This is a genomic window from Neorhizobium sp. T7_12, assembly GCF_002968535.1.
In the GTDB taxonomy this organism is placed as follows: domain Bacteria; phylum Pseudomonadota; class Alphaproteobacteria; order Rhizobiales; family Rhizobiaceae; genus Neorhizobium; species Neorhizobium tomejilense.
The window spans coordinates 29,015-52,653 of sequence record NZ_PVBK01000029.1 but is presented as its reverse complement, the minus strand read 5'-3'; the positions used below and the strand labels follow the sequence as shown (position 1 = coordinate 52,653).

Sequence of the window (23,639 nt, the reverse complement as noted above, 5' to 3'; positions counted from 1 at the left end):
CGCAACGAACTTGAGACGCTCGTCCATACGGTTGCACTCCTGCCAAGGCACCTTCGCTCTCCTCGCAAAGGCAAAAAGTGTAACCATGTCTCCGGTATGAAATGTCACCCTTCTCTCGGGAAGGGCAACCATTCCGGAATAAAGCTGGGCACTGCTGACGGCTCAGGCTTCAGGGTAGTCTCCTCTGTAGGTGCCTCGCCCCTGCCCATTGCGCCGCTTGCGGACGCCTATTGGATGTTGCAAAATCGATCAACTTAAAGATGAGTTGGGTGGGAGTCTGTCTCTGGCAGGTTTCATCGAGTGATTCCAGGAGCAGTAGAGTTGAGCCAGGTAAGTAACCGGTGGGGTATAGAGCTTAACGGTCCGGAAGCGGATCAGAAGGCGTGGCGCGAGCTGCTGAAGCCGCCTTTCGATCCCTTTGTCGAAGAGGTCAAGGGCGAGCGCGGCGACTATCTGGCCCTGCGATCATCAGCCTTCGATGGGATGACGAGTTCGGAAGAGGTCCATCGGGCGGCCAAGCAATTGTTCAGCACCTTGAACGTGGCAATGTCAAAGAACGCGGACACCGATCCCGTCACCAACGGGTCGGTAATCGAGTTTGTCCCGGATGGCCAGCCCCGCAGACATCATTACGTAGAAGCGGAAGGCATCACGATGCGCTTGCGCGTCGGCATTGCCGAGATGACGGTGAGAGATGCGCAGGGCAATGTGATCGAGCCCTCACCTGCGCCATCCAGGACGCAACTGTGGATCCGCGCGGCGGCTTTGGAGCCTGAGATCGGCAGCGCTCTGCGTTACCTGCAGGGCAAGCCCGGCTGGTCCGAACTGTACAAGGCCCATGAGGCCGTTCGAAATATGCCAAACGGCGGCATATCGAAAAACGAGATAGAGCGCTTTACCCGAACAGCAAATGCTGGGGAACGGCATCACCCGAACGACAGGAACAAGCCCCATAAACGTCCGATGGAGTTATGGGAGGCCCGCGCGCTCATAACTCAGTGGGTCTCGGCGGCCATCGACGATATTTTGGCAAAGAACCCTTGATTCTCCTCATGCCCGAAATAACAATACGAATTATTTGGCAATAACAATAACATAGCAGTTCGTGGCTTCATCTCCTCCCGTGCGCCACCGTCTGCCAATGCAGACCTGAATAGATCTGACGTGACGGCTGCGGATCGATCCTCGGTTGCAGCCGCCTCGGCTGTCGTGGGCCCGGCAAGGGCTTCGCGCCGTTCGTGCCTCTTAGCGGTAGAGACCTAAGGGTGCGGAGGCTGATCGAAACACTCGATCAGCATTTCGATGAGGACCCCTACCTTCCTGGCGGGATGCTGCGCTGGTGGGCGGACAACATATATACCTGCCGCAGGGACTGGATGGCGTGTCATAACGGGAACCAGCGCCCCGGAGGCCAGATATTCACCGATCAGGCCATCGGGGAGGTATGCGATCCCCAGCCCTGCCAAGGCGGCGGCGACCAGAGCCGTGCCATTGTCGGCCTTGAAGCGCCCTTGCGGGCGGACCGTGATGGTTTTGTCGCCGTCCATGAGTTGCCAGGCTTCCGTGCCCTGCATGAGGGCCTGATGGGTGAGCAGTTCTCCCGGCGTCTCAGGCGCCCCATGCGCTTTGATATAGTCCGGGCTCGCAACGACCTTCCCATAGATCGGTCCGACGCGTCTGGCGATCAGGTTGGAGTCCTGAAGATAGCCAAGCCGTATCGCACAATCATAACCCTCCGCGATGAGATCGACGACGTGATCGCTGTAGCAGGTGTGGATTTGGAGCTGCGGGTGGCGTCGCGCCATTTCCGCCAGCACGGGAGCGAAGTGCGTGGGGCCGAAAGAAAGCGGCGCGGCAACTCGCAAGCGCCCGCGAAGGTCACCAGCTGGCAGGATGGTCTCCCTCGCCACGTCTATCTCGGCGGAAACCCTGGCTGCGTGGTCCCGGAAGGTTGCGCCTGCCTCTGTCAGAGAAGCCCCGCGTGTGGATCGGGCTAGGAGCTGGACACCAAGCTCCGCCTCGAGCCGCACAAGCCGTCGGCTGACCATCGATTTGGAGACGCCAAGCCGCAGCGCGGCCGAGGTGACGCCTCCCGCATCAGCAACTTCGACGAATGTCCGGAGATCTTCGATATCCACCAGCGTTCCTCATTCTGCGACACAGCTTAGCACAGGCGAGGGCTACCGCATCACAAACTGGAATGACAAGTTTCGTCCCGCGGCAGCGCCTCGGAGGACGCATGTCTTTTGCGCAAACGCGCTTCGATAAACCGCCAACATAGGATGAAACCATGACCTTTCGTAACGGCCTTGACTCACTTCTCCGCCCCGAAGATTCCGTCCTCGTTCTGATCGATCATCAGCCCTATCAGCTGACCAACCTCAATAGCCATGATCCTCAGGCAGTCGTCAACAATGTGACCGCGCTGGCAAAGTTGGCCAAAGCTTTCAATGTTCCGACGATCCTCACCAGCGTGATAGCGGATCGTGGCGGCAGGCTCTTCAAGCAAATCACTGACGTCTTCCCGGGGCAGGAAGTGATCGATCGGACCTGGGTGAATACCTGGGAGGACAAGAAGGTGGTGGACCTGGTCAAGGCGACCGGCCGCAAGCAATTGATCATCGCAGGTCTGTGGACCGAAGTTTGCGTAGCGATGCCTGCAATTCAGGCAGCCGGCGAAGGCTGGGACGTGACCGTCATTACCGACGCATCGGGCGGAAGTTCAACCGAGTCTCACCAGGTCGCCATCCAGCGGATGATCGCGGCCGGCGTTAACATGATGACCTGGATGGCTCTTGCCGGCGAATGGCAGCGGGACTGGGCGCGCACCGAGCACGTCGAAGAGCTGACCGAAGTGCTCATCTCGCACATGAGCGGCAGCGGCATCGCGTATCTGTGGGAGCAGCAGCTTCTCAACACGCCCGTGCCGCGCACCGCTGGGTGATCCGGGCGGGGGTGACGAAGGTCTTGAGCGATCCAGCGCCAACAGGCTGGCTGCTTACAGACTTGCGTCACCCCCAACACGCCGGCCGTCTGTGCCTGAACGCAGGGCGGCCGGCGCGATCAACGGCCACTTCCCTGCCACCCAGTGACTGGGGCCGGCTTGGCCTGCTCTATAGCGGCTTACGGCCGGTCGTTTCGTAGAACAGATGCGAGGTCACGAGCCTGCCCGGATCGGCGAGATCATGCTGCAATTCCGCGATCAGGTCGTTCAATTCATTCCCGTCGGCAAACGTCTCATGGGCGAGCTCGCCGCGGCAACTGGTTACGAAATCCAGCAGGATGGTGCGTCTCGGATGTCCCGGCGGATAGACGTTCACAATCGGCTTCACGTCGATCTCGGCCAGCCCGGCATCGCGCAGCAGGCGGTGGGTCTTTCGGCCGATGAACAGATCGACGCCGTGCGCTTCGGCATAGGCGGTATAAATTTCCAGCAAGCGGTCCCATGCCCGCGACGGGGGATCGCAGAGAAGCGCACCGAGGTCCGCCTCGTAGCTCGCAACGGTGCCGCCCGGCCGCACCAATGCAGCCATTTCCGCGACGATGCGCTCCGGCTCCGGCACATTCACGAGGACGAGCCGGGCGGTGACGAGGTCGAAGGCGTCAGGAGGAAGGCCGCTTGCTTTTGCGTCGGCCTCGACGATCTCGACATTGGCGAGCTGTTCCGCTGCGATGAACCGGCGCGCGGCCTCCACAAACGCCGCGTTCCTTTCAACGCCGACGACCCGTCCGTCGGTGCCGACCCGCGCCGCGAGGAGGCCCAGAAGCCCACGTGGGCCGCAGCCGAGATCGACCACGCGCGCGCCACCGGTGATGTTCAGGCGATCGAGAAAGCGCTCCGCCTCCGGCTTGAGCAGATCGGTTTGCTCCAGGAGCCGGCGGCTCTCGGCTTCGCCTTGCCCAAGCAGGTAGAAATCTCGTTTCAGCATTTCCTCTGTCCTTCCGCTGAGATGGCCCTGGCAGCATCGATCAGCGTGCGGCGCGTTACAATCGGCCTCGATGGCGATTTACTCTTCCGAAATGCGAGAGAATGCGAGTGAACCGGGAGGCGGCCTCAAGGCCGTCCCCGGCCTGCATGAGGGGCAGTGGGCCGGAGTGATCTCTCCCCTCAGGCCATGACTATAACCGTTCGACTATAACCGCTCGCGCTTCAGCCGGGCCGCCAGCTCGTCGACGAACAGGCGCGTCTTGGCGAGCGGTATCTTGCCGGACGGCCAGACTGCGTAAATTGGAATCTTGCTGTCCTCGAACTCTTCGAGAACCACCTCCACGGCGCCCTCATCAACGAGACTGCGGATCTGCCATAACGGCGTGAGCCCGATGCCGAGCCCACTTGCCACCGCGGCATGCGTTGCTGCCGCGCTGTCGCTGCCGAAGCGTCCATGCACACGCACGGCCTTGCGCCGCCCGCCGATCCGGAATGTCCACGTCTCGCTCGATCCTTCGGCATGGCGCAGGACGCATTGATGTTGCGTCAGATCGTCGGGATGTTCGGGGCGGCCATACTTGGCAAAGTAATCAGGCGATCCGAAGACCACCGCGCGAAGGTCGCCGAGCCGCCGCGCCTTGAGGCTGGAGTCGGCCATATCCCTGATCCGCACCGCCAGGTCGAGACCCTCTTCCAGTAGATCGACCATCCGGTCGGAGACCTTGAGCTGGATCTCAATGCCGGGATAATGCTGCATGAAGGCGGTGATTGCAGGGACCACATAGGCCGGTGCGAAGAGCACCGGGGCCGCTATCCTGAGCAGGCCGGTCGGCTCGCTGCGCGCATCGGCAGCCTCCAGCCTGGCATCGTGGATTTCCGCCAACGCCGGTTTGACACGATCGTAGAAAGCCCGTCCGGCTTCCGTCAGATATGAGCGGCGGGTGGTGCGCCGCACCAGTTCGACGCCGACGCTCTGCTCCAGTGCCGCAAGCGAGCGGTTGATAGACTGCAACGACCGGCGCAGATGACGCGCCGCCGCTGTCTGGCTGCCTTTCTCGCCGATGGCCAGGAAGGCCTCGAGGTCATCCAGTCGCTCCATATCCATTCTCTCGTTTTGCGGAAAAGTATATCGCGGCGGCCGCCAATTGTCGCGTCGCGGACCACCCTCCATCTACGAGTGACGTGCCGGCCCTCTGCCGATTTCGTCAGATAAAGACGGAGACTTCACGATGAGCAAAGCATTCGAAGCGCCGCGAATTCTTCATGCCAGCGACCGAACTGGCGGTTTCCCAAGAGCACTGTTGTGCTGGTGGGATCGGTTCTGCGCCGAGCGCCGAATTCGTGCCCGCGTCAGGAAACTGGGAGCTCTTGACGACCATATACTGCGCGATATCGGCCTGAGCCGCAGCTACGTCGAGCATGTGGCCCGGCACGGACCCGAAACAGGCCGCAGCGGAAACGGGAAAGGCAGCGACTTGTGAACCGGCCGGACGCCGGAGTTCGGACCCTCATGGGGAGTTCCAGCACGCGCCGGTCGTCAATTGTCGTACCGGCATTCCCTCTTACGGAGGCATCTTATGACCCTCAACAGACGTAGACTACTCGGCGGCGGCCTCACCTGTGCCGCAGCGTTTGCGACGGACGCGACGAAGGCAGCAGGCGCTGTCGAACGCCCCGCGCTTCCTGCCGCCGATACATTTAACTGCTGCGCCGAGGTGGTCGGTGAAGCGTCGGAAGATTTCGGGCATATCATCCACCGTCGGCCTCGCTCCGTGTTCAGGCCGTCCTCCGCGGCCGAAGTCGGGACGGCGATCCGATGGGCCGGCGACAGGGGGCTGAAGGTCGCAGCCCGCGGGCAGGGTCACTCGACCTATGGCCGCTCCATGGCGGATGGCGGCGTGGTCATCGACATGCGCGGGATAAACACCGTCCGTCGTGTCGACGCCGATCGTATTGTCGTCGGCGCCGGAGCGACGTGGCGCGAGGTGCTCATCGCCGCCTTGACGAGCGGGCTCACCCCGCCGGTCCTCACGAATTACCTGGAGCTATCGGTAGGCGGCACGCTCGCCGTTGGCGGTATCGGCGGGTCGACGTCCCGCCACGGCATGCAGACGGACAACGTTCTCGAGATGGATGTCGTGACGGGGGCAGGGCGGGAACTCACCTGTTCGCCGGACCTCAACCCCGATCTCTTCGATGCCGTCCGGGGTGGCCTCGGTCAGTGCGCCGTCATCACGCGGGCGACGCTTCGCCTGGTCCGGGCGCCCGAGCGGGTGCGCCGGTTCCAGTTATTCTATCCCGATTTCAAATCGCTGGCCGCGGACCAGCGCCTCGTGCTGGAGGACGGACGTTTCGACCAGTTGCAGGGTGCCGTCCTTCCCGATGGTACGGGCGGCTGGCGTTACCAACTCGACGGTGCCGTCTATTACGACAGCGACGCGGCACCGGACCCAAATGTGCTCGCCGGTTTGTCGGACCAGCGTGGCGCCGCGGTGATCTCGGACCTCACGTATCTCGACGACGCCGTCGCCTTTGCCAAGCTGGAGACCCTACTGCGGTCGAATGGCCAATGGTCCAATCCTCACCCGTGGTGGCTCACCTTCCTGCGCGGTTCCAACGCCGAGCGTCTTGCCGCCGGAATACTGCAGGACCTGACCAACGAGGACGTCGGGCCCTTCGGGCGCATCACCTATTACCCACTCCTGACAGGCGCCCTGCGGACCCCCTCAGTCCGGATGCCGGACGAGGATGTCGCCTTTCCCTTCAATATCATTCGTTTTCCACCCTCGAACAATATGGCCAAGATCGATGCCATGGTTGCAAGGAACCGCGCGCTCTACGAGAGCGTCCGCAGCGAAGGCGGAGTTCTGTATCCGGTCAGCGCTTTCCCGATGACGAGCGGCGATTGGCAGGATCACTTCGGGCCGGCCTGGCCGCGCCTGCGCCAAGCCAAGGAGCGTTATGACCCTCGTCATACACTGACACCTGGCTATCAAGTCTTTTGATTGTCGACCCTTCACCACGGGATCATTGGGCAACTGGTTCCGGAAGCATCGCACCAAAGATCGGAAGGTGATGTGGTGCCCCGTGCCGGAATCGAACCAGCACTCCTTTCGGAACCTGATTTTGAGTCAGGCGCGTCTACCAATTCCGCCAACGGGGCACTCGGGTAGCGGTATGCGCTCTATCACGGGGCCGCACCGGCATGCAAGGATGAAGTGAGGTTGCAGTCCCGCATGCTTGACGCCCAAGAGATTGTCCCGGATCAAGGCTGCCGGATGTGGTTTTTTCCCTTTCCTCCACGGCTTCGCATGTCAGGTCCCTCCCGTGTCCCCCTTGTATTTTAAGCATGCCGGATGTTAGCTGGTGCAGCAAAAATAGAAGCGCTGCCCATGAAACTGCCTGCTGCCAAGTCCTATGAAGACCTTTTTCGCGATTTCGCCTGGGAAATCCCGCAGCGATTCAACATGGGGGAGGCGGTCACCGATGCTTGGGCGGAAAAATTTCCGGATCGCATCAGTCTCCAGCATTTCAGCCCGGACGGCGCTCATCCGGCGCTGACCTATGGTGAGCTGTCCGGGCGGTCCGCCTCGCTTGCGAACGCCTTTGTCGCGCTGGGTCTGAAGCCCGGCGACCGCGTCGCACTTCTTCTGCCGCAGAGTTTCGAAACGGTGATCGCGCATGTGGCGATCTACAAGATGGGCGGCATTGCCCTGCCGCTGGCGCTTCTGTTCGGTGCCGAGGCGCTCGAATACCGGCTGAAGGCATCGGGTGCGACGGCGATCGTCACCAATCCCTTCGGTCTGTCGCGGCTGGCGGATCTGCGTGAAAAGCTGCCGGAGTTGCGGCATGTCATCGTCACCGGCGAGGCGCCCGCCGACGAGGGCCTTCTGGGGCTCGATGCGCTGATTGCCGCCCATCCGCCCGTGTTCGAGGTCGTCGATAGCGGTCCGGACGATCCGGCGCTGATGATCTTCACCTCCGGCACGACCGGCCCGCCGAAGGCGGCGCTGCACGGTCATCGGGTGCTGGCCGGCCATATTCCCGGTTTCCAGCTGGCGCATGAATTCGCGCCGCAGCAAGGGGACCGGATCTGGACGCCTTCGGACTGGGCCTGGGCCGGCGGTCTGCTCAATGTGTTGATGCCGGCGCTGATGCTCGGCATTCCCGTCGTCTCATCGCCCGCCCAGAAATTCGATGCCGACATGGCCTTCCGTATCATCAGCGAAATGGATGTGCGCAACGCCTTCATCCCGCCGACGGCGCTGCGGCTCCTGAAATCCGTCGAAAAGCCGCTTGAAAAATACGATCTCAAGCTGCGGACCATCGCGTCGGCCGGCGAGGCGCTGGGCCGCGAAACCTATGACTGGGCGAAGGCGGCGCTGGGGCTGACGGTCAACGAATTCTACGGCCAGACCGAATGCAATTTCGTGCTGTCCTCGGCCGCCAATCTCGGCGTGTCGCGCGGCGGAGCGATCGGGCGGGCGGTGCCGGGCCATCATGTGGCGGTGGTCGACGGCAGGGGCATCGAGCTGCCGGCCGGCAAGATGGGGCAGATTGCCATTCGTCGTCCGGATCCGGTGATGTTCCTCGGCTACTGGAACGACGAGGCGGCGACGGAGGCGAAGTTCGTCGGCGACTGGCTGATCACCGGCGATCTCGGACGAAAGGACCGCGACGGTTATGTGGAATTCATCGGGCGGGACGACGACGTCATCACCTCGTCCGGTTACCGCATCGGGCCAAGCGAGATCGAGGACTGCCTGACCGGCCATCCGGCGGTGCGGCTGGCAGCCGTGGTCGGCAAGCCGGACCCGATCCGTACCGAGATCGTCAAGGCTTATATCGCGCTCGCGCCCGGCTATCGTCCGAGCGACGAACTGGCTCTGGAGATCCGCGACTGGGTGAAGACGCGGCTCTCGATGCACGAATATCCCCGCGAGGTCGCCTTCGTCGACGATATTCCGCTGACGACCAGCGGCAAGGTGATCCGCCGGCTGCTGCGGGACAAGGCGGCCGCCGAGTGATCGTCAAGGCGTAACTACCCCGGAACGGCCGGCAAGCGACATGATCTTTTCCCGCAGCATGCGGGCCATGTTGCGGGTGTTGCGGTAGAGGTGAAGCTGGGCTGCCACCTGGCGCACGTCGCGGTCGCCGTTCTGCCTCAGGCCGATCACCAGCGTCCCCATCTCCTCGCGTTCTTCCCAGAAACGGCTCATGATCGGGTGATCGGGAATCGCGCAACTGTCGGTGCGCATGATATTGGCGTCTTCGAGATGCCACTCGGTCAGTTTCACCATCAGCAGCTTGCCGGGCGAGAACCGGGAAAAACCCTCGTCGTAGGCGGTCTTCCAAGTGTAGGCCTCGCCGGCCATGATGAAGACGATGAGCGAAGCGATCGCCCGGCCGTCGAAATCGATGGTATGGATGCGGACCGCGTCGACTTCCGCCAGGTTGGTAATCGCCTCGCGGGCGAAGGCGGCGCGGTAACGGTCGTTGATCAGGGCCGAGCGTTTGCGGCCCTTCCAGCCCTTGGCTTCGAGCGCCAGGAATTCCTCCATCCGCAACCGGATCTCTTCCGGCTGGCGGGCAACCGAATAGCTGAGCGAGCCCTTGTTGCCGAGATTGCGCCACAGGCGGCGCATTTCGCGGTAGTGGTGCGACGAGATCGAGTGTTTCAGATAGGTTTCGCCGTCGAGCAGGCTTTCCAGCATCGGCCGCTGTTGGGGATCGGTGACGGTCACCGGCAGGTTGCGGCCGATCGCGACCGCCTTGGCGAGCTGTGCGAACGGACCGGCGAGCCTGACGTCCGGCATGACCAGCACGGAGGGCAGGCGGGCTTCGCGCATGCTCAGCGCCTCGAAAAGATTGTCGATCGTCTCGGCACTGTCTTCCGCATCGACGAGCGGCGTGCCGATCGGCCCGAAGGGATTGGCCCATGCACGTATGATCGAGGCGCCGACCGAAAAACCCGGCTTCTCGACCGTGAACGGCATCAGCAGCCGCATACGACTGCGCGTGCCGGTCTCGTCGCGGATCAGCGCCAGGCGGACCTGCTTGTCCTCGACCCGCGGCATGGCGGGGGCGAGCAGCCGGGCCGAAAAGAAGATGTTCGGCTCGAGCGCACGGTTGGAGAGGAATTCGAGTTCTTCCTGCAGGTCGTAACCGAAGGCGGCGGGATATAGGCAGAGTTCGCGGCCGGGCCGGCCGACCTGGAGATGCGTGTCGGCATCCGGCCGCTCGGCGCGGAGCGCCTGGACCATGCTCATCCGGCCGCCGCCATTGCCCTCGAATTCGCTGCTGAACGGAGGTTGCGCCATGGTCAGGAAGCCTTTGAAGGAGCAGAGGGCGTCGGATCGGCAAAGGCGAAGAGCACGATGCCGAGCGTGCGGCGGACTGCGATATGCAGCAGGATAGCCTCGATCATCATCGCCGCCGCCGTCGCCATCGCGGCCCCGGTCAGGCCGAAGCGGGGGATCAGCGCGATGTTGAGAGCGATGCTCGCCAGCAGCGTCACGGCGTAAAGCAGGACGCAGAGCTTCTGGCGACCGGCCATGCTGAGCAGCACCTCTCCGGGGCCGACCATGGATTTGGCGAGGATGCCGCAGAACAGGATCGCCATCAGCCAGTAGCCGGCCGTGAACGCACTGCCGAACAGCGACAGGAGCAGTTCGCCGGCTGCCAGCGCCATGAGTCCGACGGCAAGCGACGGCCAAAAACTCCAGCGCGCGGTCTGTCCGGCAAAGGAGGCCAGCGCCGTCATGTCGTTCTCCGCCATGATGGCGGAGAAGCGGGGTCCGGCGGCTGCCTTGATCGAGAAGTAGACGAACTGCACCAGCACGATCGTCTTTGCAGCAGCGTAGTAGATGCCAACCTGGTCCGGCGGCAGGTAGAGGCCGACGACGACGACGTCCGCATTGGTCAGCAGGAAGCCGATGCCGTCGACGAGGAAGAGCGGCAGGGAATAACGGAACCAGGCGCCGATCTCGAACTGCATCGGGCCAGGGCCGTAAAGCCGGCGCAGGCGCAGCGTCAGGCGCAGCAACTGCAGGAGCGTCGTGACATAGGTCGCGGCAAGGGCCGCCTGCATGGCGGTAACGGCCGTGTGGGCAGCGCCGAACCAGAGTGCACCCAGCATGAACACGAGGATCAGGGTTGGGCGGATCAGGTAGGTGGGCGAGAGCGCCGTCACCGTCCAGCCGTTCGAACGCGCGGTGCCGTCGAGCACGTCACCGAGCGCGATCATCGGTATGGTGAAGAAGGCCAGCGACACCGGCACGAGGTAATAGGCCTCGACCGTGTGGCCGTAGACATGCAGGAACAGGAAGCCGAGGCCGGCCACCGCACTTGCCGAGATCAGCGCCACCAGGCGGACGGCAAGATTGAGCCCGCGCACGGTCGCCACTTCTTCGCGCGCCTTGTGCTGGTGCAGGAAGCGGATGACGGACGTGTGGAAGCCGAGGCAGGAGAGATTGCCGGCGAGCACGACCAGAACCCAGACGAATGCGAAGATGCCGTATTCGAACTCGCCCATCAGGCGGGCGAGCACGATCTGCGACACGAAGGCGATGGCCGCGCTTGCAACCCGGATCACGAAGGCGGTCAGCGCGCGACGCTGGGCGCGGGCTGTCTCGTCGTCGTCGGTAAGGATGGATTCGAGCTTGCGGGTCAGCGGTGCCAGCCGGGTCCTAAGACCAGGCGGAAGCAATCTTTCCGCTGTTTCGATAACCGCCATGATGGGCACGCAATACTCGTAACGACGACGGGAACAATGGGCAAAAGTGTTGCCACAGCAGGGTTAAGAAAGGGTTCGCCCAGCCGTCGATGGCTTCACGAACTGCGAACTTCAAGGCTCCCTGGAAGAACGGGTCAAAAGGTTGCGGACGGCCGGAACAGCCTGGTGAATGGCGGCAATGGCGAGTGCGACGGCAATCATCCCCACGGCAATCGCGAAGGTGAACGACATCCCGGCGGCCACGGCTTGCGGAGGTGCCGTCGCGACATCGCCCGTTCCCGAGGCCATTGCGAACACCGCGCCCATCAGCGAGGCGCCGGTGATGAGGCCGAGATTGCGCGACAGATTGAGCAGGCCTGAAACGACGCCGCGCTGCTGCGCGCTGACGTCCACCATGACCGCGGTGTTGTTGGCTGCCTGGAACAGTTGATAGCCGGGCGTCAGCATCGCGATGGCAGCGACGTAGCCGCCAATGCCGAACGTTCCTGGAAGTAGAGTGAGCCCAAGCGAGCCGGCCACCATTCCGACGAGACCGATGACGACCGCCGTCCCCGCGCCCAGGCGGTCGACGAGCCGGCCGGCCGGTACGCCGCTGAATGTGGAAACAATCGGGCCGATCGACATGACGAGCCCGACGAAAGCTGCGTCGAGACCGAGCGAACGCGAAAGATAGAACGGCCCGACCACCAGCGTCGACATCATCACCGCCGAAACAAGCGCGCTGGTTATCAATCCCGTGCTCAAGGCTGGATTGCGCAACATCGATAGTCGGATCAGGGGCGACGCCGCTTTCGCTTCGACGAGAACAAACAGGCCGGCTCCGACGGCAGCCAACAGCAGCAGAGCGGCGTTGACCGGACCAAGGCTGCCGCGGCCGATCGTCATGGCGAGTGCATAGGCTGCAAGCACCAGGGCAAGTAGCAGCGTGCCCCAGACGTCGAAGCCGGGTCTTTGGTCCGGTCTTTCGCGACGAGGATCGGCGGGCAGGTAGCGAAAGGCAAGAAGGAGCGCCAGCAGCCCCAGCGGCACGTTGATCAGGAAGATCGCCCGCCAGCCGGCGCAGGCGATCAGAAGGCCGCCCAGGGAAGGGCCGAGTGCGGTGCCGATGGCCGACATGGTTCCGAGCAATCCCATGGCCGCGCCGGTGCGTGTCTTTGGAAATATGTCAGCGACAAAAGCCATGGTGAGCGCCATCATGGCGGCGGCTCCGAGACCTTGCGCGGCTCTTGCGGCAATCAGGATACCCAGCGTCGGAGCAATCCCGCAGGCGATCGAGGCTACCGTGAAAAGGGCAATCCCGGCGAGCAGGAGCCGCCGGCGTCCCGCAATGTCGCCAAGCCGCCCGACACTGACGATCAGTGTCGTGATTGCGAGAAGATAGGCAAGGACCACCCATTGGACCTGCTGGAAGGAGGCGTCGAACGCCTGCGCCAATGTCGGCAGGCCGACATTGGCGACGCTGGTGCCGAGCGAAGAGAGCAACATCGAGAGCGAAAGACCGGCGAGCGCCCCACGGAGGGTACTCGCCCGTTCTGCCGGTTGCAGAACCGGATCGTGGGCGGCAGAGGTCATCGTTTTTCACCCCCCGCCGGTTTCGTGGTCGGCTTCGCGAGGTTGCTGACGATCCGGCGCGCCAGCGGTGCGACAACCAGCACGACCGGAAAGGCGATGATCCAGGAGGGGAGCCATGCTCCCATCCAGATCCCGAAGAAGCCGTCGATCGGCCCCGCGCTGCGGAGCGTGGAAACGCCGGAGATAAGCAGGGACATCAGGCAGGAAAGAACAAGGCCGAAAATGGCGGGTATCAGTCGAACGGGTATCATAAGGGAACCTCCAGAAACTATTGTCCAAGGGCTATCTCAAGGGCACGCATGGCGGAAGGCGCATGATTTGCATCAATTCAATGCATCTGACGCCATGTCATATTGAAGCGCCTGTGTTATGCTGCGCGCATGTCCAGACCCGATCTCAACCTGCTTTTCACCCTCGACGTTCTTCTGGCCGAAGGCAGCGTGGCGCGAGCGGCCAAACGGTTGCGGCTCAGCCAGTCGGCCATGAGCCGGGCCTTGGCGCGATTGCGCGAGACGACGGGCGATCCGTTGCTGGTGAGGGCCGGCCGCGGGCTCGTGCCAACGCCACGGGCGATCGAACTGCGCGAACGGGTCGGCGGCCTCGTGCAGGATGCGGAGGCGGTCTTGCGGCCGGTCGAGATGCTCGATCTCGGTAAGCTGGTCCGGACATTCACGCTACGCACCAGCGAGGGCTTCGTCGAGAATTTCGGGCCTGGCCTCATCGCTCGTGTCAGCGCTCAGGCGCCCGGCGTGCGGCTGCGGTTCATCCGCAAGCCGGACAAGGAGAGCACCTCGCTTCGTGACGGAAGCGTCGATCTGGAAACCGGGGTCGTCGGCGCGACGATCGGTCCGGAAGTGCGGGCCCAGGCACTGTTCCGGGACCGTTTCATCGGCGTCGTGCGCACCGGGCACCCGCTGGCCGAGGGCGAGATATCGGCTCGGCGATACGCGGCGGGCGATCATATCCTGGTTTCGCGACGGGGGCTTGAAAAGGGGGCGATCGACGAGGCTCTGGCGGCGTCGGGGCTGGAACGGCGGATCATGACGATCGTCGACGGTTTCGCGACGGCGCTAGCTCTCGCCAGGTCTTCGGATCTGATCGCCAGCATTCCGGAGCGGCACAGCGGCAACCTGCGCGCCGGGATGTTCAGTTTCGCCCTGCCGGTTCCGGTGCCTGAGATTACCGTGTCATTGCTCTGGCATCCGCGGCTGGATGCCGATCCGGCTCACCGGTGGCTGCGGACATGTGTTCGGGAAATCTGCGCCGGGTCTCCAGCCGACGCCTGATGCAGTCCTTCCGGAAGGCGGAAACGAAAACGCCGCCCAGGGGCGGCGTTCGCATCATCATGTTTTCGCGGAAGCCTCAGGCCTGCTCGAAGGCGCCGTGGCAATGCTTGTATTTCTTGCCGGACCCGCAGGGGCAGGCCTCGTTGCGGCCGATCTTGCCCCAGGTGGAGGGATCTTCCGGCCGGCGGTCTTCCGGCGCGGCGATGAAGTTCTCGCTGTCGAAGCCGTTGACCTGGTTGAGACCGGTCGTCGGATCGACATGCTGTTCGTCGTAGACGGTCGGCGGCTGCGGCGGCTCGGGGTTCTGCACCAGCTCGACGCGCATCAGCTGGGCGGTGACCGCCTCGCGCAGGTTGGCGAGCAGGGCCTGGAACAGCTCGAAGGCTTCCGCCTTGTACTCCTGCAGCGGATCGCGCTGGGCGTAACCGCGGAAGCCGATGACCGAGCGCAGGTGGTCGAGATTGACGATATGCTCGCGCCACAGGTGGTCGAGCGTCTGGAGCAGCACGGAGCGCTCCACATAGGTCATGATATCGGCGCCGAAGCGCTCCTTGCGATCGGCCGCGGCCTTGTCGGCAGCCTCGGTGATGCGTTCGCGGATATCGGTCTCGCCGATGCCTTCTTCCTTGACCCAATCCTCGATCGGCAGGTCGAGGTTGAGCATCCGGTCGACGTCTTCGCGAAGGCCGGCGGCATTCCATTGTTCGGCATAGGCGCGTTCGGGAATGTGCTTGGCGACGAGAACTTCGATCACCTCGTTGCGCATGTCCTCGACGGTCTCGGATACGTCTTCCGAGTCCATCATCTCGATGCGCTGCTCGAAGATCACCTTGCGCTGGTCGTTGGTGACGTCGTCATATTTCAGAAGGTTCTTACGGATATCGAAGTTGCGGGCTTCGACCTTCTTCTGGGCGCGTTCGAGCGCCTTGTTGATCCACGGATGGACGATCGCTTCGCCTTCCTTGAGGCCGAGCTTCTGCAGCATGCTGTCCATGCGGTCGGAGCCGAAGATGCGCATCAGGTCGTCCTGGAGCGACAGGTAGAACTTCGAGCGGCCGGGGTCGCCCTGACGGCCGGAGCGGCCGCGCAGCTGGTTGTCGATGCGGCGGCTTTCGTGGCGCTCGGTGGCGATGACGTAGAGGCCGCCGGCGGCAAGCGCCTTTTCCTTGAGCTGCTTCACTTCCTCGCGGCTTGCCGCTTCCAGCGCATCGCGCTCCGGACCCGGCTCCATGCCTTCGAGCTCGCGTTCGAGGCGCATGTCGATATTGCCGCCGAGCTGGATGTCGGTACCGCGGCCGGCCATGTTGGTGGCGATCGTCACCGCGCCCGGCACACCGGCCTGCGAGACGATATAGGCTTCCTGCTCGTGGTAACGGGCGTTCAGGACCTGGAAATTGTTGAAGCCTGACTGGCGCAGCATTGTCGCCAGCAGTTCCGACTTCTCGATCGACGTGGTGCCGACCAGGACCGGCTGGCCGCGTTCATGGGCTTGTTTGATCTCTTCGATGATCGCCTTGAACTTTTCGTCGAAGGTCCGGTAGACCTCGTCGTCCTCGTCGATACGCTGGATCGGCAGGTTGGTCGGCACTTCGATCACTTCGAGCTTGTAGATGTTACCGAACTCTTCCGCTTCGGTCTGGGCCGTACCGGTCATCCCGGCAAGCTTTCCGTACATGCGGAAATAGTTCTGGAAGGTGATCGAGGAGAGCGTCTGGTTCTCCGGCTGGATCGTCACCTTTTCCTTGGCTTCGAGCGCCTGGTGCTGGCCTTCCGAATAACGGCGGCCGGGCATCATGCGGCCGGTGAATTCGTCGATGATGACGATCTCGTCGTTGCGGACGATATAGTCCTTGTCGCGGGTGAAGAGCTTATGGGCCTTCAGCGCGTTGTTGATATGGTGGACGATCGCCACGTTCTCGACGTCGTAGAGGGATTCGCCCTTCAGCAGGCCGGCCTGGCGCAGCAGGTTCTCGAGCTTTTCGGTGCCGACCTCGGAGAAGTTTGCAGAGCGCTGCTTCTCGTCGATCTCGTAGTCTTCCGGCGTCAGGACCGGGATGAAGGCGTCGATCGTGTTGTAGAGTTCCGAACGGTCGTCGAGCGGGCCGGAAATGATCAGCGGCGTGCGCGCCTCGTCGACCAGGATCGAGTCCACTTCGTCGACGATCGCGTAATTGTGGCCGCGCTGGACCATCTGGCTGCGCTCGTACTTCATGTTATCGCGCAGATAATCGAAGCCGAGCTCGTTGTTGGTGGCGTAGGTAATGTCGCACGCATAATTGGCGCGGCGCTCTTCGTCGCTGAGGCCATGAACGATGACGCCGGTCGTCAGGCCCAGGAAGCCGTAGAGCTTGCCCATCGTGTGGGCGTCGCGCTGGGCCAGGTAGTCGTTGACGGTGACTACATGCACACCCTTGCCGGCGAGGGCGTTCAGGTAGACCGCCAGCGTCGCCACCAGCGTTTTACCTTCGCCGGTCTTCATCTCGGCGATCGCGCCATCGTGAAGGATCATGCCGCCGGTCAGCTGTACGTCGAACGGGCGCATGCCGAGTACGCGGCGGGAAGCCTCGCGCACGACCGCAAAGGCCGGGATCAGGAGGTCGTCGAGCGTCTTGCCCTCGGCGAGCAGTTTCCTGAACTCCACCGTCTGGGCTGCAAGCTGTTCGTCGGAGAGAGCCTTGGTCTTCTCCTCGATTGCATTGATGGCGTCGACAGTCGGCTGGTAGCCGCGCACGCGGCGATCGTTTGCCGAACCGAACAATTTGCGGGCGATGCCGCCAAGGCTGACCATACGAATGGTCCTTTCTGAAATCTGTCCCATGGGGGCGCGGGACCGGTCGAACCATCGGTTTCTGATGCCGATAAAATGACCCGCCACGCCCGGAAACTCTGCTGGACGCCAAGTTGCGTGACAGATAAGAGGGGGGTCGAATGATGTCAACGGTGGCGGCCGATACAGAATGGCCACAATCCGGTGTTTGTGAAGGTTTTCTGGCCGGAATCAGACGTTCTGAAACCGGTATCCTTATCGAAAGGTCTTTATCGATGTTGCGCCACAAATTTCTCATGACGGCCGCGCTGGCCGCCGCGATCCTCTGCCAGGCTCCCGCCTTTGCGGCGGAGGATGCCGTCGTTGCCAAGGTTGGCGACCTGGAAATTCACCAGTCGGAACTGGATATTGCGGTTCAGAACCTCGACCCGCAGCTCGCCCAGCTTCCGGACGAACAGAAGAAGGTCGCAGCCCTTTCCGGCGCCATCGACGTCAAGCTGCTCGCCAAGGGTGCTCTGGCCGAAGGCATCAAGGATACGCCGGACTTCAAGAAGCGGATGGACTATATCGCCGACCGCGAGCTGCATAACGCCTACTTCCGCAAGCATGTGATCGACGCCACGACCCCGGCAGAGATCAAGGCCCGTTACGACAAGGAAATCGCCTCCCTGCCGAAGCAGGAAGAGGTGCATGCCCGCCATATCCTGGTGAAGACCGAGGACGAGGCCAAGGCAATCATCGCCGATCTCGACAAGGGCAAGGATTTCGCCGCGATCGCCAAGGAAAAGTCCCAGGATTCCAACAAGGATGAAGGCGGCGACCTTGGCTGGTTCGGCCGCGGCCGCATGGTCCCGGAATTCGAAGAAGTCGCTTTCACGCTGAAGAAGGGCGAATATAGCAAGACGCCGGTCAAGTCGCAGTTCGGCTATCACGTCATCAAGCTGGAAGACACGCGCGATGCTCCGGCGCCGGCTTTCGACCAGGTCGAGGATCAGGTCAAGCAGCTGGTGATGCGCGACAAGTACGTCGCTCTCATCACCAAGGCCAAGAGCGAACAGAAGATCGACATCAAGGATGCGGCCCTCAAGAAGGGCTATGAAGACGTCAGCAAGATGCAGGACGCGGGCGACGCGCCGGTCCAGCAGTAATTCTCGACAACGGGCCCGGATTTTCCGGGCCCTCTCCATATTTGAGCCAGGTAATTTCCGATGTCCGATTCCGTTTCGCCGCTCGCTCCGAAATCCTATCCCGACATGCCGGCAATCCGCGGCGTGCGCATGGCGACAGCCGCCGCCGGGATCAAGTACAAGAACCGCACCGACGTGCTGCTGATGGTGTTCGACGAGCCGGCGACCGTCGCCGGCGTCTTCACTCGCTCCAAGTGCCCTTCGGCGCCGGTCGATTTCTGCCGTGCCAATCTGCCGCACGGGGTGGCGCGCGCCGTGGTCGTCAATTCTGGCAATGCCAACGCCTTTACCGGCATCAGGGGCAAGGCTGCGACTGAACTCACCGCCAAATCGGCCTCCGAGGCTGTCGGCTGCGGTGAGAACGAGATCTATCTGGCTTCGACCGGCGTCATCGGCGAGCCGCTCGACGCGACGAAATTCGCAGGCGTGCTCGGCGACATGAACAGCGGCGCGACCGGCGGCTTCTGGCTCGAAGCTGCCAAGGCGATCATGACCACCGATACCTATCCGAAGGTCGCGACCCGCACGGCCGAGATCGGCGGCGTCACGGTGACGATCAACGGCATCTCCAAGGGCGCCGGCATGATCGCGCCCGACATGGCGACCATGCTGTCCTTCGTGGCGACCGATGCCGACATCGCGTCGCCGGCGCTGCAGAACCTGCTTTCCGCCGGCGTCGGTCCGACCTTCAATTCGGTCACCGTCGACAGCGACACCTCGACCTCCGATACGCTGATGCTGTTTGCAACCGGCGCTGCCGCCGACGATGGGCAGGCCCGCGTCGAGACCGCTGACGACCCGCGCCTCACGAGCTTCCGCGCCGCGCTCAACGATCTCCTGAAGGATCTGGCCCTGCAGGTCGTGCGCGACGGCGAAGGTGCGCGCAAGATGGTCGAGATCACCGTCACTGGCGCCGAAAGCGATGCAGCGGCAAAGACGATCGCGCTGTCGATCGCCAATTCGCCGCTGGTCAAGACCGCGATCGCCGGTGAAGACGCCAATTGGGGCCGCATCGTCATGGCCGTCGGCAAGTCCGGCGAAATGGCCGACCGCGACCGGCTGGCGATCTGGTTCGGCGACGTGCGCGTCGCCGTCGACGGCGAGCGAGATCCGGCCTATTCCGAAGCCGCGACCACCGCCGTCATGAAGGAACAGGACATTCCGGTGAAGGTCGATATCGGTCTCGGCAGCGGCCGAGCGACCGTCTGGACCTGCGACCTCACCAAGGAATATGTTGCCATCAACGGCGACTACCGGAGCTGACAGGAATTGAACGAAGCATCATCTCCTCAGAACGATCTGCCATTGGTCAGGCGGCTCGAAGCCGTGGGCTTTCGAGCCTGGCCGGCGGCGTCCGTCGTTTATGACGGAAGCTGGCAGGTTCGGCTGACCGGCGGCCATCCTTCAAAGCGCCTGAACTGCATCGTGCCGCTCGACCCGTCCGATCACCGCGACATGGCGATGCGGCTCGAGAAGGCTCGCAAGCGGTTCGAAAATTACGGCCGTGAGTTGGTCGTCCGGGAGACGCCGCTCGCCCCTCCTAGGCTGATCGACCATCTCGATGCCGCCGGCTGGCGGGTGTTCGAGACCGTCGACGTGCTGACTGTCAACCTCACCGAACTGGAACTGCCGGACACGCTCGATCACCTGCCGAGCCACGATATCGGCCGGTTCTGCGACGCGAGCCTGGCGATCGATAACGAAGATCCGGCGCTGAAGCCGGCGCTTGCCGAGATCCTGAGTTCGATCAAGCCGACCTCCGGCTTCTTCATCAAGGAGAATCCGCAGGAAGGAGCCGCGGCCGTGGCGCTCTGCGTCCAGGACAACGATCTTGCCGGCATCATCTCCTTTGCCGTGGCCCAGGCGCATCGGCGCGAGGGTCTCGGCACCGAAATCCTGTCTTCGGCGCTACGCTGGGCTCGTATCAGCGGTGCGCGTTCGGCCTGGCTGCAGGTCGTCTCGACCAACGAACCGGCGATGGCGCTCTATCGGAGGTTCGGCTTCCGCAAGGCCTACGAATACCGTTACTGGCGGCAGGAAAGCCAGGCATGAGCGACGCCCCCCGCAAGATACTGCTCGTCGCCGCCTGCGCGCTGATCGATACCGACGGCCGCATCCTTCTGGCGCAGCGTCCCGAAGGCAAGTCGCTGGCCGGCCTCTGGGAGTTTCCCGGCGGCAAGGTAGAGCTCGGTGAGACGCCCGAGGAGACGCTGGTGCGCGAGCTCGAGGAAGAACTCGGCATCAAGACCAGGATTCCCTGCCTGGCGCCGCTCACCTTCGCCAGCCACACCTACGAGACCTTCCACCTCCTGATGCCGCTCTATATCTGCCGTCGCTTCGAAGGCATTCCGACGGGAAGGGAAGGGCAGGCCATCAAATGGGTGCGGCCGAACGCACTCAGGGATTACCCGATGCCGCCGGCCGACGAGCCGCTGATCCCGATCCTGCAGGATCTGCTCTAATCGATAAAATTAGAGCCGCCGAATTCATACGGCGTTAAGGGATCGTTTAGCCGATTGTGGCACCTTCAAGGCTTATCCGGTAACGCGTTGATGAGGCTTTAGAAGGCATGGACGAGGAATTCTGGAAAACTGTGCGGGTCCGTCAGCGGGCGACGCATGGCTCCGGCAAAACCGGCGCGCTCAATATCGCTCTTCTGTTCGGGACGGCCGCGATCGCTCTTTCACTGATCGTGACGCCGATGCTCGCTGGCCGCAATGATGAGCGCCGACTGGCGCATGTCCAGGAGGATTTCGACCTGATCAGCACGGGCTCCATCAAGCCCGGCGAAAAGGGCGCAAGACATTATACGATCCGGCGCAGCGTGCTGCAGGAAACGCCGGGCTCGGTCTGCATCGTGCAGGGCTATGGCGTCGGCAGCGACTGCTGACACCAGGGGCTTTTTTGGCCCGCTGATGTTGATTGAAGGATATTCCATGCGCCTTTTCAGGTTTCTTCTGAAGAACAATAGCGGCGCAACGGCCGTGGAATACGGCCTCATTATCGGGATCATCTCGCTGTCGATGATCGCCGGGTTCACCACCTTTACCGACGCATTGACGAATACGTTCAAAACCATCTCTAACAGCGTTGACGACCCTGTTCCCTGAATTTGGGTCGGGGCCGTTCAGCGCGGGCTGCGACTGTTGAGAGCCTCGGCCAACCGCATCTTGGCCGAACCCGGCTTCAGCGGCTTCTGCTGGCTTTCGTGCGGGGCCCAGCCGGATGCGTAGATGATCGAAAATGTCGCGCGGATGCGGCCGTCCGGATCGGAATAACGTTCCGCATAAAGCTCTGCAGCCCTTACGAAGAAACGCCTTGTGACCGGCACGCGACTGCGGCCCGCGAGGGGGTTGGTCATGCCCATGGCGCGTAGATCGCGCATCAGCGGGAAAAGCGAGTCGTAGCGCACCGTGTAGGTCTCGGCATCGACGACCGGCAGCGAGAAACCGGCCCGCTGCAGCAGGGCGCCGACATCGCGCACATCGGCAAACGGGATGACGCGGGGGCTCGCGCCGCCGGTCAGTTCTGCCTCGGCGGAGAGAAGGACGTCGCGCATTTCCTGCAGCGTGCCGGAGCCGGGAATCGCTGCTAGAAAAAGCCCGTCCGGCTTCAACGCCCGGCGGATACGGATCAGCGTGCCGGGCATGTCGTTGACCAGGTGCAGCGAGAGCGGCGACAGGATCAGATTGACGGATTCGGGTTCCAGTGGGACGTCTTCCAATGGAGCCGTGGCGAACGCGTCTCCGGGCCTTGCGAAAGCGGCATCGGTCTCGATACGGCTCACGGTGCCGATCTTGCCGGTGGCCAGCGCCTCGCGAGCGGCGATGCCGGTTCCGCCATGAAGTTCGACCGCGGTCTCGAATTGCCGTTCGACGACCGCCAGCCGGTCTGCAAGCTCGCGGCCGGCAATGTCCAGAAGGAAGGCGGCATTGCTGTCCTTGGCGGTTATCGCGCGTCTGCGCCGTGCACCTATCAGCTGTTCGTCGAAAAGAATTTCCATGGCCGTCCACTCGTATTCTGCCGTCGCAAAGGCGCGCTCCGTCCGCTATTGTCAAGTCATGTCCGCCGAGCCCAACGTCAATGCCCTGCGACTTTTAACATCGTTTGCCGTGGGGTGGACGAGATGGGTAGGCGACCTCGTCTATCCTCCGACCTGTCCCGGCTGCGGTGTGCGAACGGGCGCGCATCAGGGCTTCTGCCCCACCTGCTGGCGGGAAATCCGGTTCATCGAGCGGCCCTATTGCGAGACGCTCGGCCTGCCGTTCTCCTACGATCCGGGGCCTGGCATTCTGTCGGCGCAGGCGATTGCCGAACCGCCCGTCTTCGACCGCCTGCGTTCGGCGGCAATCTTCGAGGGCGCGGCCCGCGACCTCGTCCATTCGCTGAAATATCGCGACCGCACCGATCTCGCGGGTATGATGGCCGGGTGGATGCTGCGTGCCTCCGATGGTTACGTCGCAAACTGCGACGGCATCCTGCCGGTGCCGCTGCATCGCTCGCGTTTCGCCTCGCGGAAATTCAATCAGGCGGCGGAGCTTGCCCGGCATCTATCGCGAAAATCCGGCCAGCCGTTCCTGCCGTCCACACTCATCCGCGTCAAACGCACGAACCGGCAGGTGGGGCTTTCGGCGCGGGCCCGCGAGGACAACGTGCGGGCGGCTTTCGCGATCGCACCAGGCCATGAGGACCGCGTCTTCGGCAAGCGGCTGGTGCTGGTCGACGACGTCTATACGACCGGTGCGACGGTTTCATCCGCCACGCGCGCATTGAGACGAGCCGGCGCCGCCGAGGTCACGGTTTTGACCTTTGCAATGGCTGTTACCGGGCCTATATGACAGAAGAAGACACTATTGCGCGCGGCCCATTCCCGCCTGGCCGCGCCCGGAGACGATCATGGCAGAGGTCACTATCTATACCCGCGAATATTGCGGTTACTGCGCACGCGCCAAGGCATTGCTGGAGACGAAAGGCGTTTCCTACACCGAGCATGACGCCACTTATTCGCAGGAATTGCGCCAGGAGATGATCGGCAAGGCGAGCGGTCGCTCGACCTTCCCGCAGATCTTCATCGACGGCACGCATGTTGGCGGTTGCGACGATCTGCACGCACTCGACCGGGCCGGCAGGCTGGACCCGATGCTGGCGAACTGAGAGGTATCCT

At 62.9% G+C, this 23,639-nt stretch carries 22 protein-coding genes, 1 tRNA gene and 1 pseudogene; 14 read left to right on the top strand and 10 right to left on the bottom strand.

All coding sequences use genetic code 11. The features are described 5' to 3' along the window. The first annotated feature begins 321 nt into the window (after positions 1-321). Entirely contained in the window at positions 322-1,044 is a 723-nt protein-coding gene (locus tag C5J26_RS30845; protein ID WP_105405234.1) for a hypothetical protein, read from the top strand. A 215-nt stretch (positions 1,045-1,259) separates the two neighbouring features. On the opposite strand, the gene C5J26_RS30840 is transcribed toward C5J26_RS30845, so the two are convergent. Further along, positions 1,260-2,138: a LysR family transcriptional regulator gene (locus tag C5J26_RS30840; RefSeq protein ID WP_105405233.1), complete on the bottom strand. Its 879-nt coding sequence runs from the start codon at positions 2,136-2,138 to the stop codon at positions 1,260-1,262. Between the two features lie 152 nt (positions 2,139-2,290). Between C5J26_RS30840 and C5J26_RS30835 the strand changes: the two genes are divergently transcribed. After that, entirely contained in the window at positions 2,291-2,944 is a 654-nt protein-coding gene (locus C5J26_RS30835) for a hydrolase (RefSeq protein WP_105405232.1), read from the top strand. A gap of 169 nt (positions 2,945-3,113) precedes the next feature. On the opposite strand, the gene C5J26_RS30830 is transcribed toward C5J26_RS30835, so the two are convergent. Both C5J26_RS30830 and C5J26_RS30825 read right to left on the bottom strand, forming a co-directional pair. Then, positions 3,114-3,929, bottom strand: coding sequence for a methyltransferase domain-containing protein (locus C5J26_RS30830; protein ID WP_206051238.1), 816 nt, complete (start codon positions 3,927-3,929; stop codon positions 3,114-3,116). A gap of 204 nt (positions 3,930-4,133) precedes the next feature. Beyond that, positions 4,134-5,027 carry a LysR family transcriptional regulator gene (locus C5J26_RS30825; RefSeq protein WP_105405241.1) on the bottom strand — a complete coding sequence of 298 codons (894 nt, stop codon included), beginning with the start codon at positions 5,025-5,027 and terminating at the stop codon, positions 4,134-4,136. Positions 5,028-5,157: 130 nt separating this feature from the next. Between C5J26_RS30825 and C5J26_RS33760 the strand changes: the two genes are divergently transcribed. Next, positions 5,158-5,409 carry a DUF1127 domain-containing protein gene (locus tag C5J26_RS33760; protein WP_105405231.1) on the top strand — a complete coding sequence of 84 codons (252 nt, stop codon included), beginning with the start codon at positions 5,158-5,160 and terminating at the stop codon, positions 5,407-5,409. 96 nt (positions 5,410-5,505) lie between these two features. Beyond that, complete coding sequence (locus tag C5J26_RS30815) at positions 5,506-6,933, top strand: FAD-binding protein (protein ID WP_105405230.1); 1,428 nt, start codon at positions 5,506-5,508, stop codon at positions 6,931-6,933. 73 nt (positions 6,934-7,006) lie between these two features. On the opposite strand, the gene C5J26_RS30810 is transcribed toward C5J26_RS30815, so the two are convergent. Next, a tRNA-Leu gene (locus C5J26_RS30810) sits at positions 7,007-7,091 on the bottom strand. 229 nt (positions 7,092-7,320) lie between these two features. On the opposite strand from C5J26_RS30810, the gene C5J26_RS30805 reads away from it, so the two are divergent. Further along, positions 7,321-8,955 (top strand): AMP-binding protein, encoded by a 1,635-nt coding sequence (locus tag C5J26_RS30805; RefSeq protein WP_105405229.1) that lies wholly within the window; start codon positions 7,321-7,323, stop codon positions 8,953-8,955. A 3-nt stretch (positions 8,956-8,958) separates the two neighbouring features. Here C5J26_RS30805 and C5J26_RS30800 read toward each other — a convergent pair whose 3' ends face one another. The 4 genes from C5J26_RS30800 to C5J26_RS30785 form a co-directional block, all read right to left on the bottom strand. Then, positions 8,959-10,197, bottom strand: coding sequence for a GNAT family N-acetyltransferase (locus tag C5J26_RS30800; RefSeq protein ID WP_245437591.1), 1,239 nt, complete (start codon positions 10,195-10,197; stop codon positions 8,959-8,961). Between the two features lie 53 nt (positions 10,198-10,250). Beyond that, on the bottom strand, positions 10,251-11,672 hold the full coding sequence (locus C5J26_RS30795) for a lipopolysaccharide biosynthesis protein (protein WP_305778806.1): 1,422 nt from the start codon (positions 11,670-11,672) through the stop codon (positions 10,251-10,253). Positions 11,673-11,774: 102 nt separating this feature from the next. Then, on the bottom strand, positions 11,775-13,235 hold the full coding sequence (locus tag C5J26_RS30790) for an MFS transporter (RefSeq protein WP_105405226.1): 1,461 nt from the start codon (positions 13,233-13,235) through the stop codon (positions 11,775-11,777). Next, positions 13,232-13,486 (bottom strand): DUF2798 domain-containing protein, encoded by a 255-nt coding sequence (locus C5J26_RS30785; protein WP_105405225.1) that lies wholly within the window; start codon positions 13,484-13,486, stop codon positions 13,232-13,234. Before C5J26_RS30785 ends, C5J26_RS30790 begins: the two co-directional genes overlap by 4 nt. Before the next feature lie 129 nt (positions 13,487-13,615). On the opposite strand from C5J26_RS30785, the gene C5J26_RS30780 reads away from it, so the two are divergent. After that, positions 13,616-14,521, top strand: a complete 906-nt coding sequence (locus tag C5J26_RS30780) for a LysR family transcriptional regulator (protein WP_105405224.1) — start codon at positions 13,616-13,618, stop codon at positions 14,519-14,521. A gap of 76 nt (positions 14,522-14,597) precedes the next feature. Here the strand turns inward: C5J26_RS30780 and secA are convergent, their stop codons facing one another. Beyond that, entirely contained in the window at positions 14,598-17,309 is a 2,712-nt protein-coding gene (secA, locus tag C5J26_RS30775; RefSeq protein WP_105405223.1) for a preprotein translocase subunit SecA, read from the bottom strand. A 254-nt stretch (positions 17,310-17,563) separates the two neighbouring features. Between secA and C5J26_RS30770 the strand changes: the two genes are divergently transcribed. The 6 genes and pseudogenes from C5J26_RS30770 to C5J26_RS30745 all read left to right on the top strand — a co-directional run bounded on the left by C5J26_RS30770 (position 17,564) and on the right by C5J26_RS30745 (position 21,585). Further along, positions 17,564-18,436 carry a peptidylprolyl isomerase gene (locus tag C5J26_RS30770; RefSeq protein WP_046664963.1) on the top strand — a complete coding sequence of 291 codons (873 nt, stop codon included), beginning with the start codon at positions 17,564-17,566 and terminating at the stop codon, positions 18,434-18,436. A 60-nt stretch (positions 18,437-18,496) separates the two neighbouring features. Beyond that, on the top strand, positions 18,497-19,738 hold the full coding sequence (argJ, locus tag C5J26_RS30765) for a bifunctional glutamate N-acetyltransferase/amino-acid acetyltransferase ArgJ (protein ID WP_105405222.1): 1,242 nt from the start codon (positions 18,497-18,499) through the stop codon (positions 19,736-19,738). Further along, a pseudogene (locus C5J26_RS30760) lies at positions 19,707-20,527 on the top strand (GNAT family N-acetyltransferase). The gene argJ and the pseudogene C5J26_RS30760 overlap by 32 nt, the downstream one beginning before the upstream one ends. Further along, entirely contained in the window at positions 20,524-20,937 is a 414-nt protein-coding gene (gene mutT, locus C5J26_RS30755; RefSeq protein ID WP_105405220.1) for an 8-oxo-dGTP diphosphatase MutT, read from the top strand. The pseudogene C5J26_RS30760 and the gene mutT overlap by 4 nt, the downstream one beginning before the upstream one ends. A 107-nt stretch (positions 20,938-21,044) precedes the next feature. Next, positions 21,045-21,365: a hypothetical protein gene (locus C5J26_RS30750; protein ID WP_037081748.1), complete on the top strand. Its 321-nt coding sequence runs from the start codon at positions 21,045-21,047 to the stop codon at positions 21,363-21,365. A gap of 46 nt (positions 21,366-21,411) precedes the next feature. After that, on the top strand, positions 21,412-21,585 hold the full coding sequence (locus tag C5J26_RS30745) for a Flp family type IVb pilin (protein WP_105405240.1): 174 nt from the start codon (positions 21,412-21,414) through the stop codon (positions 21,583-21,585). A gap of 17 nt (positions 21,586-21,602) precedes the next feature. Here C5J26_RS30745 and C5J26_RS30740 read toward each other — a convergent pair whose 3' ends face one another. Beyond that, positions 21,603-22,478 (bottom strand): class I SAM-dependent methyltransferase, encoded by an 876-nt coding sequence (locus C5J26_RS30740; protein ID WP_105405219.1) that lies wholly within the window; start codon positions 22,476-22,478, stop codon positions 21,603-21,605. A gap of 58 nt (positions 22,479-22,536) precedes the next feature. Here C5J26_RS30740 and C5J26_RS30735 point away from each other — a divergent pair, with 58 nt between their 5' ends. Next, positions 22,537-23,313 (top strand): ComF family protein, encoded by a 777-nt coding sequence (locus C5J26_RS30735; protein ID WP_105405239.1) that lies wholly within the window; start codon positions 22,537-22,539, stop codon positions 23,311-23,313. Positions 23,314-23,371: 58 nt separating this feature from the next. Continuing rightward, on the top strand, positions 23,372-23,629 hold the full coding sequence (grxC, locus tag C5J26_RS30730) for a glutaredoxin 3 (RefSeq protein WP_105405218.1): 258 nt from the start codon (positions 23,372-23,374) through the stop codon (positions 23,627-23,629). Positions 23,630-23,639: the final 10 nt, after the last annotated feature.